The following is an 18034-nucleotide window of genomic DNA, read 5'->3' as shown; positions in this document are numbered from 1 at the left end:
CGTGTTCAGCTTAGGGCGCGGCTGCGATAGAATCTAGGCCGGATCTTGACCTGCATCATCAAGCGGGTGGCCGCACCCGTGCACAATGCGATGGCAACGTGCGATTGCAAAATGCCACGGGTTACCCCCTAACCGCGTTCGATGGGAACATGAAATGAGCACAGCATTGGAACACCCGACCTACAACTACAAGGTAGTTCGGCAGTTCGCGATTATGACCGTTGTGTGGGGCATCGTAGGTATGACGCTTGGCGTTATCCTTGCCTCCCAGTTGGTCTGGCCGCAACTGAACCTCGGCCTACCTTGGACGAGCTTCGGGCGTCTTCGTCCGTTACACACTAACGCCGTTATCTTCGCCTTCGGTGGTTCAGCGCTCTTTGCGACGTCGTATTACGTCGTTCAGCGTACCTGTCAGACACGCCTGTTCTCTGACAAGCTCGCAGCGTTCACCTTTTGGGGGTGGCAAGCGGTGATCCTGTCGGCGGTGGTCTCCCTGCCGCTGGGCTACACCACGACCAAAGAGTACGCAGAGCTCGAATGGCCGATCAACATCCTACTGGCGGTAGTGTGGATCAGCTATGCGATCGTGTTCTTGATGACAATTAAGAAACGCACCACGTCACACATCTATGTGGCGAACTGGTTCTTTGCTGCGTTCATTCTGACTGTTGGCGTTCTGCACATCGTGAACAACGCCGCGATTCCCGTCACGCCCATGTACTCCACCTCCATTTATGCAGGTGCCGTCGATGCCATGGTGCAGTGGTGGTATGGCCACAACGCGGTGGGCTTCTTCCTGACAGCGGGCTTCCTGGGCATGATGTACTACTTCGTGCCGAAGCAGGCTGAGCGTCCGATCTACTCCTATCGCTTGTCTATCGTCCACTTCTGGGCGCTGATCATGATCTACATGTGGGCAGGCCCGCACCACCTGCACTACACCGCGCTGCCCAACTGGGCGCAGTCGCTGGGTATGATCATGTCGATCATTCTGCTGGCACCGTCTTGGGGTGGCATGATCAACGGCATGATGACCTTGTCAGGCGCTTGGCATAAGCTGCGCACCGACCCAACCCTGCGCTTCTTGGTGGTTGCCCTGTCGTTCTACGGCATGTCGACCTTCGAAGGTCCGATGATGGCGATCAAGACCGTCAACGCGCTTTCCCACTACACCGACTGGACCATTGGTCACGTTCACTCAGGTGCGCTTGGCTGGGTCGCGATGATTACCATCGGCTCCATGTACCACCTGATTCCACGCGTCTTTGGTCGTACCGAAATGTACTCCGTTAATCTGATCGCCGTGCACTTCTGGCTGGCGACCATCGGTACCGTGCTGTACATCGCAGCGATGTGGGTCAACGGCATCATGCAAGGCTTGATGTGGCGCGCCATCAATGCTGACGGCACGCTGATGTACACCTTTGTGGAATCGGTTGAAGCCAGTGGCCCCGGCTACTTCGTGCGCATGGTGGGCGGCCTCTTCTGGGTAACCGGCATGCTCCTGATGGCCTTCAACGTGTACATGACCGTGAAGCGCCGCGAAGCCATTGGCCTCACTGCGCCGCAAGCCGCTTAAACCGGGGAAGTTAAGACCAATGAAACACGAGATTGTCGAAAAGAACGTTGGCCTACTCGCCGTGTTGATCCTGGTTGTGATCAGCTTTGCCGGTTTGGCCGAAGTCGTTCCGCTGTTCTTTCAAAAGCAGACCACCGAGCCGGTTGAAGGGCTACGCCCTTTAACCGCGCTTGAGCTGGAAGGCCGCGATATCTATCGCCGTGAAGGCTGCGTTGGCTGTCACTCGCAGATGGTGCGCCCCTTCCGTGCAGAAACCGAGCGCTATGGCCACTACAACGTAGCGGGCGAACAGGTATACGAGCACAACTTCCTGTGGGGTTCCAAGCGTACCGGGCCTGACTTGGCGCGTGTAGGCGGCCGCTACAGCGATGATTGGCACCGTGCCCACCTGTACAACCCGCGCGATGTCGTGCCGGAATCGATCATGCCAGCCTACCCCTGGCTGTTTGAGCGTACCCTCGACGGCGAAGCCACACCGGATAAAATGCGCACCCTGCGTCAGCTCGGCGTGCCCTACACCGATGAGGACATCGCCAACGCGACCGCTGACGTACGCGGCACCCAGGAAATCACTGCCCTGGTCGCCTACTTGCAACAGCTAGGAACCGTGCTCGAGGGCACACGTTAAGTTATGGATACGGGAACTTTCCGCGGCCTGATCACGCTGATTTTGATCTTCGCTTTCATTGGCATCTTTTTCTGGGCCTACTCGAAGCGACGCAAACCAGATTTTGACGAAGCGGCCAACCTGCCCTTCGCCGACGATGATGAGCAGCCGACCCGTGATAAGCATGCTTCGACCGAAGACGAAGCGGATTCCCGCCACGACAGGGGAGATAAGAATAGATGAATAATTTATGGGGTGACTCCCTATCCAGCTTCTGGAGCGCCTGGATTATCGTCATCACACTGGGCACGATCGCGCTGAGCGTTTGGATTTTGTTAGCCAACCGCCGCACCGATAAAACGCCCGATGCCGATGGCAATGTCGAGACCACTGGCCACGCGGCGGATGGTATCGAAGAGTATGACAATCCGCTGCCGCAGTGGTGGTTCAAGCTCTTCATCCTTACCGTGGTGTTTGCCCTCGGCTACTTGGTGCTCTACCCAGGTCTGGGTAACTACGCCGGCATCCTGGGCTGGTCTCAGGAGAGCCAGTGGGAAGAGGAAGTGGCCGACGCGGAAGACCGCTTCACGCCGATCTTTGCCCAGTACCAGGAAGTGCCGATTCCAGACCTCGCGCAGGATGCCGAAGCCATGCAGGTGGCAGAGCGTATCTTCTTGAACAACTGCGCCGTATGTCATGGCTCGAATGCCCAGGGCGGCTACGGCTTCCCCAACCTGACCGACGACGACTGGCTCTACGGGGGCGAACCCGAAAACATTCTGACCACGCTGAACAATGGCCGTAACGGTCTGATGCCGTCCTGGCAGCAGCTCGGTGAGAACAATATCGAAAACCTGACTCAGTACGTGCTGTCGCTCTCCGGCGAAGAGCATGACGCCGAGCGTGCTGCCAGCGGTGAAAGCACCTTCCTGGCTGCCTGTGCGGCGTGTCACACGCCCAGCGGCACGGGGAACACCGCTCTTGGTGCGCCGAACCTGACCGACGACGTGTGGCTCTATCTGGCACCCGGCCAGAACGTGGACGACTCCATTCGCCAAACGCTGCGTAACGGCCGTAACGGCCACATGCCTGCCCAGGCTGCGTACATCGGTGAAGAGCGCGTTCACCTCGTGGCCGCTTACGTGTACAGCCTACGTTTCAACGACTAACCCCGTTGATAGGCGTTTTAACGCCAGCGTGTACGAAGGGGTGCGGTTACATACCGCACCCTTTCTACATCCAGCATCCGCTCAGCCACCCGGCTATCCGTTACACTATTGTTTAGCAATGTGTGTATAGCGATTCGACATACAGCGACGCGATCTCCTTCACCAATGAAGGTTGCGTGAGCCAGGCTATCGTCCACTCCTGCCTATTGAGCTGCGATCACCGCCATGGAAAAAATACCTAGCCACGATATTACGCCGCCAACCGTTGGGCACCACACGCCGGGAGACACCACCACGCAAGAGATGTACGCCAAGCGGCGGCATATCTACGTGCGGGAGATCAAAGGGCTGTTTCAAAAGGTACGACGCAGCGCGAACTGGGCGCTAATGATGGGCTTCTTTTTGCTCCCCTGGCTGAACTGGGGTGACCGCCCTGCCGTGTGGTTTGATCTACCGGGCCGTGAATTCCACATTTTTTCGGCCACGTTCTACCCGCAGGAGTTCATCCTTCTCTCGTGGCTGCTGATCATTTGCGCCTTTGGGCTGTTTTTCATCACCGTGTTTGCGGGGCGTGTCTGGTGTGGCTACACCTGCCCGCAGAGCGTTTGGACATTTTTATTCATTTGGCTTGAGCACCGCATCGAAGGCTCGCGCAATCAGCGCATAAAGCTGGATAACCAGCCGATGACTGCCAACAAAGCCTGGCGCAAGGGAGCAAAACACGCTGCCTGGCTGCTGATTGCCCTGGCCACCGGCGTGACGTTCGTCGGCTACTTTACGCCGATTCGTGACCTGGTCCAGGAGCTTCCCACGCTAGAAGCCCACGGCTGGTCCTATTTTTGGGTAGGTTTCTTTTTAGTTTTTACCTACCTCAACGCCGGCTGGCTACGTGAACAGGTATGCATCTACATGTGCCCCTATGCCCGTTTCCAGTCGGTGATGTTTGATCGCGATACGCTGATCGTTTCTTACGACGACGCCCGCGGCGAACCCCGCGGCCACCGCAAGAAATCGCTCAGCCATGCCGAGGTCCGAGAAGCGGGCCTGGGTGACTGTATCGACTGCGAGCTGTGTGTCCAGGTCTGCCCGACCGGCATCGATATCCGCGACGGGCTGCAGTACGAATGCATTACCTGCGCCGCCTGTATCGATGCCTGCGATAGCGTAATGGATAAAATGGGCTACCCCAGAGGGCTGATTCGCTACACCACCGAGAACGCCCTGGAAGGTAAAAAGAGCCACATTCTGCGCCCGCGCTTGATCGGCTATTTCGTGGCACTGGTGGTGATGGTGGCGACCTTTGCCTGGGCCGTGAACGACCGCACACCGCTAACCTTCGATGCCGAACGCGAGCGTACCCAGCTCTATCAAGTCACTCGCGATGGCCAGATAAGCAACGTCTACAGCCTCACCGTGCGCAATTTGGACGCCCAGGATCATACCTATGACATCAGCGCGGCGGGCCTGCCTAACCTGCAGCTAGATAACACCGCGCTACGCGTTCCCGCCGGTGAGTCGCGCATTCAGGTGATCACCGTACTGGCGGACCCTGAGACCTTGAGCGAACCCAGCCACGCCATCACCTTCACGCTGCAGGCGCAGCAAGACGAGCAGATTCGTCAGACCCGCGAAGCGCGGTTCTTGAGTGATATTAGGAGATAAACGCGTCATGTCCGACACCCCGATTCCGCCTTGGTACAAACAGTTCTGGCCGTGGTTCCTGCTCGGGCTACTGTTTTCGTCCATTCTGTTCAGCATTGGCTTTGCAGTCATGTCGATCAAAAGCTACGACGGCATGGTGGTTCAAGAGGATTACTACGAGCACGGCAAAGCCATCAACATGGTGCTGGCGAAGCAGGAGCGCGCGCGTGAACTCAATTTGAGCGCCGACCTTCGCATCGACCCGCTGACGAGTGATATCGTCATCGACCTTACAGGCGATGTTCGCCCGGACAAACTCTATCTGGACCTCATCTTCCCCACCGAAGATGACCGAGACCAATCCTTCGTACTGGAGCACGTCCGGGAAGGCCGCTACATCACCCAAGGGCCGGATAACCTGCGCTACCGCTGGTACCTTCAAATTCAGCCCGAGCAAGGTGATGACGCCGATTGGCGGCTGATCGGCGAAGCCCGCTTCCCGAATGAAGAGAGCGTTGCTCTACTGCCCGGAGGGCGCTCAGAAAGCGAATGAGCACGAACGCGCTAAGCTGCTACCACTGCGGCAGCCCGGTGCCCGACGGCGCACCGTGGCAAATCGTGGTGGACGACACGCCCCACTCATTGTGTTGCCCCGGCTGTGAAGCCGTGGCACACGCCATCGTCGACGGCGGGTTAGAGAGCTACTACCGATATCGCACCGAACTGCCCGAGCGCCCCGACGAACGTCAAGCCGCCAAAGCGGAGACCTGGTCGGTGTTCGACGATCCAGGGCTGCAGGCGCAGTTCGTTCACCCAGACGGCGATGAGGGCCACGTCAGGGCAACGCTGGCCGTAGAAGGGATTACCTGTGCCGCCTGCGCGTGGCTCATCGAGCACCGCTTGAACGCGCTTGAAGGCGTTGTCTCCAGCGCAGTCAACCTGACCCATCACCGCCTACGCGTCGCTTGGGACCCTAACGTCATCAAGCTCTCCCAGCTCTTCGCCGAGCTCGCCGCCATTGGCTACGATGCGCAGCCCTACGAGCCGGACCATGCCCAAATGCGCTTGCAGCATGAAGAGCGCATGAACGTACGCCGCTTGATCGTGGCGGCGGTGGGGATGATGCAGGTCATGATGTTCTCCATCCCCATTTACGTCTCGGGGCCTGGGGAACTCAGTGAGGACTTCTTTGCGCTGTTTCATTGGCTCTCGTTCGCGCTGGCCACGCCGGTGGTGTTCTTTTCGGCGCTGCCCTTCTTCCGTAACGCCCTGCGCGATCTCAAAACCGGCGTACTAGGGATGGATGTGCCTGTTTCATTAGCCATTGGTGGCGCGTATTTCGCCAGCAGCTACGCGGTGCTGTTTAACGTGGGTGAGGTCTATTTTGACTCGGTCGCCATGTTCACCTTCTTTTTGCTGTTTGGCCGCTACGTAGAAGGGCGCGCTAGGCGACGCAGCGGCCATAGCGGTAATGCCTTAAGTGGCGTGCTGCCGGTCTCTGCTACACGGCTGGAAGCTGACGGCAGCGAACGCATTCTGCCCGCTAGCGAGCTTGCCCCCGGCGACCGCGTACTTATCAAGCCCGGCCACGGCGTCCCCGCCGACGGTATTATCGAAGATGGCGAGTCTAGCCTGGACGAGTCGATGCTGACCGGCGAGTACCTGCCCGTCACCCGCCGTGTGGGCGAACAGGTGGTAGGTGGCAGCCAAAACATGGAGAATCCGCTCACGGTGCGGGTGACTCATGCAGGCCACCATGCACGCGTGGCGGGCATCGTCGATTTGACCGACCGCGCCTTTGCCAGTCGCCCGCGCTTGGCGCAAATGGCGGCGCGCATGGCGCACCTGTTCGTACTGCGCCTGCTGGTGGTCACCGCCTGTGTCACCGTGGCGTGGTGGTTTATCGACCCTTCCCGCATGCTCTGGGTGCTACTCTCCGTCCTAGTAGTCACCTGCCCATGCGCGCTGGCACTCGCCACTCCCACGGCACTCACGGCAGGGCATGGGCAACTGCGCCAGCGCGGGGTGTTGATTACCCGTGCCGACGCCATCGAGTCGCTCTCTAACGTCACGCGAGTGATTTTTGACAAAACCGGCACGCTCACCCGGGGCGAGATGCAGCTCACCCAAACCTGCCCGTTAACAGCCCAGAGTAGTGAACAGCTGCGCGCTATTGCCGCCGCGCTGGAAGCCCACTCCGAGCACCCCATTGCCCGCGCGTTTCGGCCGTTTCGGGACGCCACGCTCCAGGCGCGCCAAGTCAAAAGCGTGACGGGAAGCGGACTAGAAGGCGTGCTGAACGGTGCCACATGGCGCTTGGGCAAGCCCGATTTTGCAACGACGGAACCACTCACGCCGCCCGGCAGCGGCCAATGGCTGCTGCTCAGCGAAAATGACGCGCCGCGGGCGTGGTTCAAACTGCACGACGGGATTCGAGACGATGCTGCCCACACCGTGGCCGCCCTGCAGGCACGAGGGCTCACCGTGGAGCTACTGTCTGGAGATACCCAGGAAGCGGTGGAGAGCTTGGCAGAGCAGCTCAATATTGCCACGTGGCACGCAGGCAAGTCACCGGAAGGCAAGCTCGAACGGCTGCGTGAGCTACAGGCGCAGGGCGAACGTGTGGTCATGATTGGCGACGGTATCAACGATGTGCCGGTGCTCGCCGGTGCCGATGTGGCCATTGCCATGAACGGAGCCACCGACTTGGCACGCACTCGGGCCGACGCGGTCTTGCTCAGCCCACGCTTAATGCGTATTTTCGAGGCCATTGAAATCGCCAGCGCCACGCGACGCATCATGCGCCAGAACATGATCTGGTCAGTGTGCTACAACTTCTCCGCGCTGCCCCTGGCTGCGATGGGGCTAGTCCCGCCGTGGTTGGCGGCGATTGGCATGTCGCTAAGTTCGCTGGTCGTGGTGGGCAATGCGTTACGCCTCACGCGCTGGCGTACCTCACCCGCTCCCCAGCTAGCCCCAGCCACACCGGTGACCGTATGACGATTCTCTATCTGCTGATTCCGCTATCGCTGATTCTGTTAGGGCTGGCGGTGTGGGCGTTCTTCTGGGCCGTGAAGAATGACCAGTTCGACGACCTAGAAGGCCCCGCCCACCGCATCCTGTTCGATGACGATGAGAACGACTTCACCCCCGAGCAGCGCGCCGAACGCAAACAAGCCGCCAAGCCACCCCGCGATCGCGAGCCACCGCCATGAACCCCACGGGTCTGGATCTGCCGCCGCTCATGGCGGCGTTCGTATTTGGCCTGATGGGCGGGGCTCACTGCATTGGCATGTGCGGCGGCATCATGAGCGCCCTTACCTTCGCCGTGCCGCCCAGCATGCGCCACCCGGCTCGCATGGGCGGACTGCTGCTCAGTTATAACGTGGGCCGCATTTTGAGCTACATGACGGCAGGGGCCTTGGCAGCCACGCTCGGCACCCTGGTCTCGCTCTCGCCGCAGGCGCGTATCGCGCTGCAAATCGTCGCGGCGGTGATGCTGATCCTAATGGCGCTGTATATCGCCAACTGGTGGAAAGGGCTATTGAAAGTCGAAGCCGTGGGGCGCAGGCTATGGCGCTTCATCGAACCCGTTGGGCGACGTTTGATGCCCGTGGTTCACCTGCCGCAAGCTTTTGCGCTAGGTGCCCTGTGGGGCTGGCTGCCTTGCGGGCTGGTGTACTCGATGCTCGCCTGGAGCTTGGCCATTGCCGACCCGCTACAAGGGGCGTTATTGATGGGTGCCTTTGGCTTGGGCACCCTGCCCGCACTGCTGGCCACGGGCCTTGCGGCGCGCCAGCTAAGTCAGCTCATCCGCCATCCCGCCACGCGTAGCCTCGCCGCACTGACCATTATCGGCTTTGCCTTGTGGCAGCTCTGGGTACTTCTCTTTCCCACCGGGCATTGAACACAACGACGGCTATTGCGCCGTTGCTTGATATAGCTCAACCCTTTGCGTGTGGAACCGGCGTAACATTGGCGCATCCGCTTTTCTGCTTGCCCTGTTACGTCGGAGCGCTCCCTATGCCCGTTAACGCCACTGCTGCCCTCGCTCACCCCTCTTCCGCAGCGGCGGAGACCACTGCCTGGGACGACGCACTGCTACGCCGTTACGACACCAGCGGCCCGCGCTATACCTCGTACCCGACGGCACTCTCTTTTCATGACCAATTCACTGCTGACGATATGAGCCAGGCGCTTGCGCGCAGCAACGCCAGCCGAAAACCGCTCTCACTGTACGTGCACGTCCCGTTTTGTCGGAAAATTTGCTTTTACTGCGCGTGCAACAAAATCGCTACAAAAAATACCGCTCTGGCCGAACCCTACTTATCACGGTTGGATCGCGAGATGGTGCTCACTGCGCGCCATTTGGATACAAAGCGTCCGGTGCAGCAGCTGCACTGGGGCGGCGGCACGCCAACGTTTCTCACTCTGGCTCAGATGAGCGATTTGATCGACCGCTTAGACGCACGCTTTGGCCTCTCCAATGCGCCGGACCGTGATTACGCCATCGAAATCGACCCACGTGAGGCGGATGTCTTTACCCTGCGCCATTTGCAGTCGCTGGGCTTCAACCGCTTGAGCTTGGGCGTACAAGACCTCGATCCACAGGTACAAGCGGCGATCAATCGCGTTCAGCCCCGGGTGCTCACCGAAACGCTAATGGATGAAGCCCATCGGCTCGGCTTTCGCTCGCTCAACCTCGATTTGATTTATGGCCTGCCCTTACAAACCGAGAAGAGTTTCGCGGACACGCTGCGCCAAGTGATCGAGCTAGGTCCCGCACGGCTGTCGGTGTTTAACTATGCGCATCTGCCGACCCGCTTTGCGCCCCAACGACGCATCAAGGACGCCGACCTGCCCAGCGCCGATGAGAAGCTGGCCATGCTGCATACCACCATTGCGATGCTGACCCAGGCGGGCTATGTGCATATCGGCATGGACCATTTCGCGCGCCCCGACGACAGCTTGGCCAAGGCGCAGCGCAACGGCACCCTGCAGCGCAACTTTCAAGGCTATTCCAGCCACGCCGAGTGCGACTTGATTGGTTTGGGGGTATCGGCCATTTCTCGGATCAACGATAGCTACGCGCAAAACCCTACCCGGCTCGCTGACTATGAAGCGGCCTTAGATGAAGGTAGGCTGGCGACCGTGAAAGGGTTACGTTTAAATAAGGATGACCTAATGCGAAGAGAGGTCATCGAGCGGCTCATGTGCGATATGGCCATTGACCTCGACACTGTCGGCCAGCGCTGGCAGGTCGATGCCGCAGATTACTTTGCCAACGCCCTTGAGCGGTTGGAAATCGCCGAACGGGATGGCCTGTTAACGCGTCAGGGGCTTCGGCTCACCGCCACCCCGGTGGGGCGGCTACTCATTCGACACCTGGCCATGGCCTTCGACACCCACTTACAACGCCAGGATGGCCAGCGCTACTCAAAGATCGTGTGAGCGCCTTGAGCCACCTGCCCCCCTGTACCCATGATGGCGAATAAGAAGGGAGACCCCCATGTCATATCCTGCCAGCCAACGACGTTCACTGCTGCAAGAAGCGCGCTGCCAAACCTGTAGTTTAAGCTCGCTGTGCTTACCGCTTGCCCTGGAGCTTGAGGATATGAGCCAGTTCGATGCCATCATTCGCCGTCGCTCGCCGCTGAAGAAGGGCGAACCGCTGTTTCGTCAGGGCGACGCGTTCACCAGCGTTTATGCCGTGCGCTCTGGCAGTTTGAAACAGGTGACCAGCGAAGGGAACGGTAACGATCAGCTCACCAACTTCTTTCTGCCCAGCGAGCTGGTCGGCTTGGATGGTATCGACGAAGAGTACTACCCCGGTACCGTGATTGCCCTGGAGACGACCACGGTATGCGAAATTCCGTTCGACCGCTTGGAGTCGCTCTCCCAAGAACTGCCCGAGCTGCGTGGTCAGCTTTACCGCAGCATGAGTAAAGAGCTGCGCGATGACCGTAAGATGATGCGCTTGCTGTCACGCAAAACCGCCGACCAGCGGCTCGCCAGCTTTTTGATTACGCTCTCTGACCGCTTCCGTCGCCGGGGTTACTCCCCCTACAGCTTTCGGCTGTCGATGTCGCGGGCCGATATGGGCAACTACCTAGGTCTGGCGGTGGAAACGGTCAGCCGTATTCTCAGCCGCTTTCAGCAGCAGGAGGTGGTGGCCGTTTCGGGTCGCGAGGTGAATATTTTGGACATGCAGCGCCTCATCACCCTGGCAGAAGAGGAGGCGCAGACGATTACACGTTAAACGCCTGAATGCGGCTCTCCATCAGCGCCGCCTGCTTCGCTTCCAGACCGGCAAAGTCGAATAGCTCGCGGTCAGCAAGCTGGGAAGGGGCGACGTTGGTGACGGCTTTGAACATGCTCTCCAAACGGCCAGGGTGCTTCTTGTCCCACTCTGCCAACATCTCTTTGACGATCTGGCGCTGCATGTTGGGCTGTGAACCGCACAGGTTGCAGGGAATGATCGGAAACGCCATCAGCCGTGAAAACTCTGCAATGTCCGCCTCTTTGCAGTACGCCAGCGGGCGAATCACGATATTTTTCCCGTCATCAGAGAGCAGTTTCGGCGGCATGGCCTTCAGCGTACCGCCGAAGAACATATTCAGGAACAGCGTTTCCAGAATATCTTCCCGGTGGTGACCCAGGGCAATCTTGTTGGCGCCAATCTCGTCGGCAAACCCATACAGCGAGCCACGGCGCAGACGTGAACAGAGCGCGCAGGTGGTCTTTCCTTCCGGCGTTTTCTCCTTCACGACCGAATAGGTATCACGTTCGAGAATGTGGTACTCCACCCCCAGCTTGTCTAAGTACTGGGGCAACACGTGCTCCGGGAAACCAGGCTGTTTTTGGTCCATATTGACCGCCACGAGCGAGAAATTGACCGGCGCGTTGCGCTGAAGATTGCGCAAGATCTCCAACATCGTGTAGCTGTCTTTGCCACCGGAGAGACACACCATGACCCGGTCGCCCTCTTCGATCATGTTGTAATCGATGATGGCATTTCCCACTTCGCGCCGCAGGCGTTTTTGCAACTTGTTGAATTCACGCTTCTGCTTGGCATCCTGCAGCTCATGCTGCTGGGCAAGAGACTCGTCAGACGCGCTGTCTGACGCAGTAGGGTCAAAGTAGTCAGGTTGTAACATGATCGTCGCACTGCCGATGGGTGAAGGAGCAGCGCGTATTCTAACAACACTCCGAAGCTCTACCCAATACAAACCCTAGGCCGTCAGGGCGATCTCACGCTGTAAACGCAGGTAGAGGAGCGCGCTGGCGGTGGCTTCACTGACCACGCTGGGCCAGATCAATGGCGGTAGCTGCCAGCGAGCCAACGCTACGCCAAGCGGGTCGAGGGTATCGATGTGTGGATGCAGCCGCCGCAGCTGTCGCCCGTGCAACTTGGCAACGTCCACCTGGGCGTTGGGGAGACCAAACCCCAATACGCTTTTGAACAGCCCGTTCAAAGGTTCGAGGGTGTGCTCCAACTGCCAGCCGACCAGCGGCCGGTTGCCGATGAAGTCGGCCAACTCCGTCAGGCACTCGGCATCTGGCGTGCGCGGCGCGTCGGTGGCGTGTAGCTGGTGATGGCGTCGCAGGGTAGCAGGGACTAGCGCGGGCGATACCGACAACGTGGCCCACCACATACGACTGGTGTGCACACGGCGCGGGTTCAGTACCACCGCCGCTACGCTGATCACCGCTGGCTGACCCTCGCTCACCTGGCAGGCCATGGCCACGGACTCTTCCCCCATGTAGGGCTGAAATAGCCAGGCATACGGCGAATAGGCCCAGCGGCGACGGTCGCTTTCTCGCTGAAGCAGCGTTCTCAGCGAGCCGCTGAGCAGCGTCATGTGTCGGTCTAACAGGCGCATTCCGCTCACGAGTACTCCAAATGGTAGCGGTGGGAAAGACGCTGCTTGAAGTCTTTCACGATGTGCAGGGCTTCGCGCAACAGGTCTCGTTCCAGTGAAGAAAGCTCTTGTACCACGACCCGATTGGTACGCTTGGCGTGGGTGCCCTCCATGTCCTGGAGCTGCTGGCGAAGACGCAACTCGGTGAATAGCGCCAGGGCTTCGCCGAGATCATCGGCAAACCGGCGATCCAACCGCCCATCGATGGCCAGCGCCTCCAGGCGATCCAGGGTCGACGTGGCCTTGATGCGCCGCTCAAGCGCCATGGTGCGCACGCCGTGCACGATAGGGAAGATGCCGCCTTTTTTGATATCGATACCGTGTTGGGGCTTCTTCAGCGAGCCAAATAGCGTCAGCGGCGTCGAGAAGCGCAGCGCTGCCCGAGCAAAGTAAGAGAGCAGCAGCTCATCGTGGGAGCAGCGCTCGAACAGCGCCTCACGTATTTGATCCAGTAGCGCGGGGTTACCTGCCACGCCGTGGGAGTCGAGCAGAATCGCCAGTTTCATCAAGCTGTCACCGTCCCGGGCGCTCACCCATTTGGCGATACGGCTCTTCCACTGCGAGACGGTGCCCACCCACTCGGGATTGGACACCATGATGTTCCCAGGACACGGCGGGTAACCCAACTGGATCAGCGTGTCGGTGAGCCCGCTCATCGCCTCGTGCACCTCGGGCCACTGGCAGTCGTCGGCCAGGATCAGGCCATTGTCCTGATCGGTTTTTAGAATCTGTTCGCCGCGCCCTTCGCTGCCCATCACCATCAGGCAGCTATGGCGGTGGTACTGCTCGGGCACCGTAAATCCCCACGCTTTGCTCATGATGCGACCATTGAGCGCCGCCAGTAACTCCATGGCAAAGCGCAGCTTCACGCCCTGGGCCATCAGCGCGTTGACCAACTCCGGCGTACGCTGGCTGGCGGCCGCCAAGGCTTCCAGGCTATTGGCTTGCTCGACCTGCAAGCTCACTACGTAGCTGCGGCTGGAGAAGAAGCTCAGCACGTCCATCAGCTCTACGACGCCCCGAACGCGCTCGTCCTCCATCACCACGACCCGGGCGACCTTATGGCGAGTCATCAGTATCAGTGCTTCAAACAGGTACTGCTCGGGGGTCACGGTGACCAGCGCCTGGTTTGCCAACGCCTCTACCGGGGTATGCTGGGTGCTGTCCCCCAGCACTAAGCCATTGAGCAGATCGGTTTTGGTGACCATGCCCAGCGCGCCTTGCGTCCCTACCAGCAGGCTATCGGCGTGACTCTCGTTTAACTGACGCACGGCATCGCGAATACTTTTCGATGCGTCGATCAACAGCGGCTCACGCATGCACTCGTGCACCTTGGCTAGCATGAAGCCTGCCATCGTCACGCCCCCCTCGGCGCGCTTTTCGGTGAGCAGGCGCGCCTTATGGGAGAGCGACTGTTTGAAGAACTGCTCGAAAGGAGGATAGTGTCGGCAGAGCTGCACGAACAGCGCTTTAGGCATCACATAGCACAAGCACTCTTGTTCGGCCTGGAAACGGTAGCGGCTTTTACCGTTGAGAATGCTGATCGCCCCAAACAGGTCCCCGGCCGTGTAGTGGCCAATCCGCGCGCTGGCGGCGGGTAGCGTGGGGTCCAGCTCGGCGACCTCTCCCTTGTGAATGAGAAATACCGACTCGCCTGCCTGGCCCATCTCAAGAATGATTTCATCCCGGTCGAAGTAGGCAAGGTCCATACCGCGACGAACGTGATCGCGCCCCGCATCATCCATCAGCGAAAACGGCAGTTGGGAGAGATCCACGTCTACCATGGGCGACCTCACTTAAGGGCAGTGACTAAAGAGAACTAGAAACGGTTTGAAGACCTGTAGACACATTGACTCATTATACTTTCCGCTATAGCGCTAACGTCTTAACGACGTTTGTTTAGCGACGAAAGTAGTGGCTTTTTTACTCACTTTTAAATCGACTAAACACCACTTGTTAAGGTAGCAAACATTGCTTTTAACCGAGCCATAGACCATTGTCCTATCACCGCCAGGAACGCGTTTAAAGAACGCTGAAAGCTCATGAAAAATAATGCTTTATATTCATACAGCCCCTGTTTGCCACGTGACTAAAAGCGCCTGATACCAAAGTCTGGGATTTATTTTCGGCGATTATTGCCCAGTATTATCAGCGAGTCATACAGGGTAATCGCACACCACCTGTCTAACGCACTTCAAGCCGCTGACGATAACTTGCCGATCACCCCTTAACGACACAAAACGGCTTAACAATAAGAAGGTGACGTGCTTGGCAACGCTGACTTACCGCTCACTCACCAGCGCGGTGTTCCATGCGGGGTTGCCCTGATGAACCACACGCTATCTTGAGTTCACTTTCCAACCCTAAAAATCACAACTGGAGAGCAACACAATGGCAGACGATAAATCCAATGCTGCTGAATACTGGAAGGCCAACGTCCGGCTGATCTTCGGATGCCTGGTGGTTTGGGCATTTGTCTCCTACGGATGTGCCATCCTGTTCCGTCCGCTGCTCGCGGGCATTCCCGTTGGCGGTACGGACCTGGGCTTCTGGTTTGCTCAGCAAGGCTCCATTCTTACCTTCATCGTGCTGATCTTCTTCTACGCCTGGAGAATGAACACGCTCGACAAAAAATACGGCCTGGGGGAGTAAGCCAGCATGAGCCAGTTTGCAATCAACTTACTGTTCGTTGGCGCCTCGTTCGCGCTCTATATCGGGATTGCGATATGGGCGCGAGCGGGCTCCACCAAAGACTTCTATGTCGCCGGCGGCGGCGTACACCCCATTACCAACGGTATGGCTACGGCAGCCGACTGGATGTCGGCGGCATCGTTCATCTCCATGGCGGGTCTGCTCGCGTCTGGCGGCTACGCGAACTCTACGTTCCTGATGGGCTGGACCGGTGGCTACGTCATCCTGGCGATGCTACTGGCCCCGTACCTGCGTAAGTTCGGCAAGTTCACCGTGCCTGACTTCATCGGCGACCGCTTCTACAGCAACACCGCACGTTTAGTGGCGATTGTGTGTTTGATCATTGCGTCGGTGACCTACGTCATCGGCCAAATGACCGGCGCAGGCGTGGCGTTCTCCCGCTTCCTGGAAGTGAGCAACACCTGGGGTATCTGGATTGCCGCAGCGATCGTCTTCATGTACGCCGTGTTCGGCGGTATGAAAGGCATCACCTACACCCAGGTAGCGCAGTACGTGGTACTGATCATTGCCTACACTATTCCGGCGGTGTTCATCGCCATGCAGCTCACCGGCAACCCGCTGCCGATGTTCGGTATGTTCAGCACGCACACCGAATCCGGCGTTCCACTGCTGCAAAAGCTGGATGACGTGGTGTCGGCACTTGGTTTCCGCGACTACACCGCTGACGTGGACAACAAGCTGAACATGGTGCTGTTCACTCTGTCACTGATGGTCGGTACTGCGGGTCTGCCCCACGTGATCATCCGCTTCTTCACCGTACCGAAGGTCGCCGATGCGCGCTGGTCAGCGGGCTGGGCACTGGTGTTCATCGCCCTGCTCTACCTGACGGCTCCCGCAGTGGGCTCCATGGCACGCCTGAACCTGATGACCACCGTCTATCCGGAAATGGCAGGTCAAACCGAGAACTACGAAGAGGCCGCGCGTAACCCGATCCTCTATGCCGATCGTCCTGAGTGGTTCCGCACCTGGGAAGAGACCGGCCTGATCACTCACAACGACTTGAACGAAGATGGCCGGATTCAGTTCTACAACGGCGCTGCTGACTACGCAGACCGCGGCTGGGAAGGCAACGAGCTGGAGGTGAACAACGACATCCTGGTACTGGCGAACCCTGAAATTGCCAACCTGCCCGGCTGGGTAGTGGGTCTGATCGCAGCGGGCGGTATCGCGGCGGCGCTCTCCACCGCAGCGGGTCTGCTCTTGGCAATCTCGTCAGCGATCAGTCACGACTTGATCAAGACCATGATCAACCCGAAAATTTCTGAAAAAGGCGAAATGTTGGCAGCCCGTATCTCCATGGGTGGTGCGATCCTGCTGGCGACCTACTTAGGGCTCAACCCGCCCGGGTTTGCCGCTCAAACGGTCGCGCTTGCCTTCGGTATTGCCGGTGCCTCGCTGTTCCCTGCGCTGATGATGGGTATCTTCTCCAAGCGTATGAACAACAAAGGTGCGGTGGCCGGTATGCTGGCAGGCCTGATCTGCACCCTGCTCTACATTTTCACCTACCTGGGCTGGTTCTTTATTCCGGGCACCAACATGCTGGCCAACACGCCGGACAACTGGATGCTGGGTATTTCACCGCTCTCGTTTGGTGCCGTAGGTGCCGTGATCAACTTTGCCGTGGCCTTCGTTGTCTCCAACGCCACCGACGCGCCGCCGCAAGAAATTCAGGACCTGGTGGAAAGCGTACGCTATCCGAAAGGTGCTGGTGCTGCGGTTGATCACTAAGTCATAATCGTTCCACCCTATTGCGCCGTCGGCCAATAGCGAACGGAACCATCTTCCATCGGGCTTCCTTAGGGGAGCCCGATGGCTTTTCAGAAGGAAAACGTATGATTTGGCACTTAGTGGCCGCCGTGTTTGCAGGCCTTGCCGCGGCCGGGATTGGCCTACTGCTTCGCACCTTGAGCCGTAAACGGCTTCCCAAGTGGATCGTGCCGGTGTTTGGCGGCTTGGGGATGCTGGGCTACCAGGTTCAGTTCGAGTACAGCTGGTATGAACACAAGCAGCAACAGTTGCCGGACACGGCCAAAGTGATCTCCAGCGACACCTCGAGCCAGATCTGGCGGCCGTGGACCCTGCTATTTCCCATGACCACGACCTTCAGCGTGGTGGATAGCGAAAACGTCCGTTCGCAAACCGTCGAGGGCGACGTGGTGGCCGAGTTCATTCTGTATCAGTTCGAGCGTCGCCATACGGACCTGATCACTACACAGCCCTACATCCTTAACTGCTCAAGCCGAGAGCTGGTTCCGCTAAACCCCGAGAGCGGCGAAGCGGATCTCGACGCGCTTCGATCTCTGCGGGAAACGTCACCGCTGCTAACTACCGTTTGCCAACTGGCCAACGAACGGCAGACGTAGCGCCCTCCCTTCGCCTAGAATGGGGCCCTTTGCTAGGCGAC

General features: G+C 58.9%; 17 protein-coding genes. 14 read left to right on the top strand and 3 right to left on the bottom strand.

Annotation, left to right across the window (positions count from 1 at the left end):
- The first annotated feature begins 154 nt into the window (after positions 1–154).
- From ccoN to fnr, 11 genes are all read left to right on the top strand, one after another.
- Entirely contained in the window at positions 155–1579 is a 1425-nt protein-coding gene (gene ccoN, locus QIT27_RS03610; protein ID WP_159343114.1) for a cytochrome-c oxidase, cbb3-type subunit I, read from the top strand.
- Positions 1580–1598: 19 nt separating this feature from the next.
- Positions 1599–2207 carry a cytochrome-c oxidase, cbb3-type subunit II gene (ccoO, locus tag QIT27_RS03605; protein WP_153842519.1) on the top strand — a complete coding sequence of 203 codons (609 nt, stop codon included), beginning with the start codon at positions 1599–1601 and terminating at the stop codon, positions 2205–2207.
- 3 nt (positions 2208–2210) lie between these two features.
- Positions 2211–2429: a cbb3-type cytochrome oxidase subunit 3 gene (locus QIT27_RS03600; RefSeq protein WP_159343115.1), complete on the top strand. Its 219-nt coding sequence runs from the start codon at positions 2211–2213 to the stop codon at positions 2427–2429.
- On the top strand, positions 2426–3355 hold the full coding sequence (gene ccoP / locus QIT27_RS03595; protein WP_285262911.1) for a cytochrome-c oxidase, cbb3-type subunit III: 930 nt from the start codon (positions 2426–2428) through the stop codon (positions 3353–3355). Before QIT27_RS03600 ends, ccoP begins: the two co-directional genes overlap by 4 nt.
- A gap of 225 nt (positions 3356–3580) precedes the next feature.
- Positions 3581–5017, top strand: coding sequence for a cytochrome c oxidase accessory protein CcoG (gene ccoG, locus QIT27_RS03590; RefSeq protein WP_285262910.1), 1437 nt, complete (start codon positions 3581–3583; stop codon positions 5015–5017).
- Positions 5018–5024: 7 nt separating this feature from the next.
- Positions 5025–5549, top strand: a complete 525-nt coding sequence (locus QIT27_RS03585) for a FixH family protein (protein ID WP_285262909.1) — start codon at positions 5025–5027, stop codon at positions 5547–5549.
- A complete protein-coding gene (locus QIT27_RS03580; protein WP_285262908.1) occupies positions 5546–7996 on the top strand; it encodes a heavy metal translocating P-type ATPase in 2451 nt (816 codons plus the stop codon). Before QIT27_RS03585 ends, QIT27_RS03580 begins: the two co-directional genes overlap by 4 nt.
- Positions 7993–8211 (top strand): cbb3-type cytochrome oxidase assembly protein CcoS, encoded by a 219-nt coding sequence (gene ccoS, locus QIT27_RS03575; protein WP_159343120.1) that lies wholly within the window; start codon positions 7993–7995, stop codon positions 8209–8211. Before QIT27_RS03580 ends, ccoS begins: the two co-directional genes overlap by 4 nt.
- A complete protein-coding gene (locus QIT27_RS03570; protein ID WP_285262907.1) occupies positions 8208–8903 on the top strand; it encodes a sulfite exporter TauE/SafE family protein in 696 nt (231 codons plus the stop codon). Before ccoS ends, QIT27_RS03570 begins: the two co-directional genes overlap by 4 nt.
- A gap of 116 nt (positions 8904–9019) precedes the next feature.
- Positions 9020–10447 carry an oxygen-independent coproporphyrinogen III oxidase gene (gene hemN, locus QIT27_RS03565; RefSeq protein WP_253017558.1) on the top strand — a complete coding sequence of 476 codons (1428 nt, stop codon included), beginning with the start codon at positions 9020–9022 and terminating at the stop codon, positions 10445–10447.
- 58 nt (positions 10448–10505) lie between these two features.
- Positions 10506–11255, top strand: coding sequence for a fumarate/nitrate reduction transcriptional regulator Fnr (gene fnr / locus QIT27_RS03560; protein ID WP_159343123.1), 750 nt, complete (start codon positions 10506–10508; stop codon positions 11253–11255).
- Here fnr and ttcA read toward each other — a convergent pair.
- The 3 genes from ttcA to QIT27_RS03545 form a co-directional block, all read right to left on the bottom strand.
- Complete coding sequence (gene ttcA, locus QIT27_RS03555) at positions 11245–12153, bottom strand: tRNA 2-thiocytidine(32) synthetase TtcA (protein WP_159343124.1); 909 nt, start codon at positions 12151–12153, stop codon at positions 11245–11247. The genes fnr and ttcA overlap by 11 nt on opposite strands.
- Before the next feature lie 75 nt (positions 12154–12228).
- Positions 12229–12879 (bottom strand): 3'-5' exonuclease family protein, encoded by a 651-nt coding sequence (locus QIT27_RS03550; RefSeq protein WP_285263154.1) that lies wholly within the window; start codon positions 12877–12879, stop codon positions 12229–12231.
- Between the two features lie 5 nt (positions 12880–12884).
- Entirely contained in the window at positions 12885–14702 is a 1818-nt protein-coding gene (locus tag QIT27_RS03545; protein WP_159343125.1) for a putative nucleotidyltransferase substrate binding domain-containing protein, read from the bottom strand.
- A 607-nt stretch (positions 14703–15309) separates the two neighbouring features.
- Here QIT27_RS03545 and QIT27_RS03540 point away from each other — a divergent pair.
- The 3 genes from QIT27_RS03540 to QIT27_RS03530 all read left to right on the top strand — a co-directional run bounded on the left by QIT27_RS03540 (position 15310) and on the right by QIT27_RS03530 (position 17993).
- On the top strand, positions 15310–15570 hold the full coding sequence (locus QIT27_RS03540; protein ID WP_159343126.1) for a DUF4212 domain-containing protein: 261 nt from the start codon (positions 15310–15312) through the stop codon (positions 15568–15570).
- A 6-nt stretch (positions 15571–15576) separates the two neighbouring features.
- Positions 15577–17358 carry a sodium:solute symporter family protein gene (locus QIT27_RS03535; RefSeq protein ID WP_159343127.1) on the top strand — a complete coding sequence of 594 codons (1782 nt, stop codon included), beginning with the start codon at positions 15577–15579 and terminating at the stop codon, positions 17356–17358.
- 104 nt (positions 17359–17462) lie between these two features.
- Positions 17463–17993 carry a hypothetical protein gene (locus tag QIT27_RS03530; protein WP_159343128.1) on the top strand — a complete coding sequence of 177 codons (531 nt, stop codon included), beginning with the start codon at positions 17463–17465 and terminating at the stop codon, positions 17991–17993.
- Positions 17994–18034 lie beyond the last annotated feature (41 nt).

Origin of the sequence: Halomonas sp. LC1 (assembly GCF_030247125.1) — a bacterium.
Taxonomy (GTDB): domain Bacteria; phylum Pseudomonadota; class Gammaproteobacteria; order Pseudomonadales; family Halomonadaceae; genus Vreelandella.
Note: the sequence above shows the minus strand (reverse complement) of the source record. Positions and strands in the feature narration are given on the sequence as shown.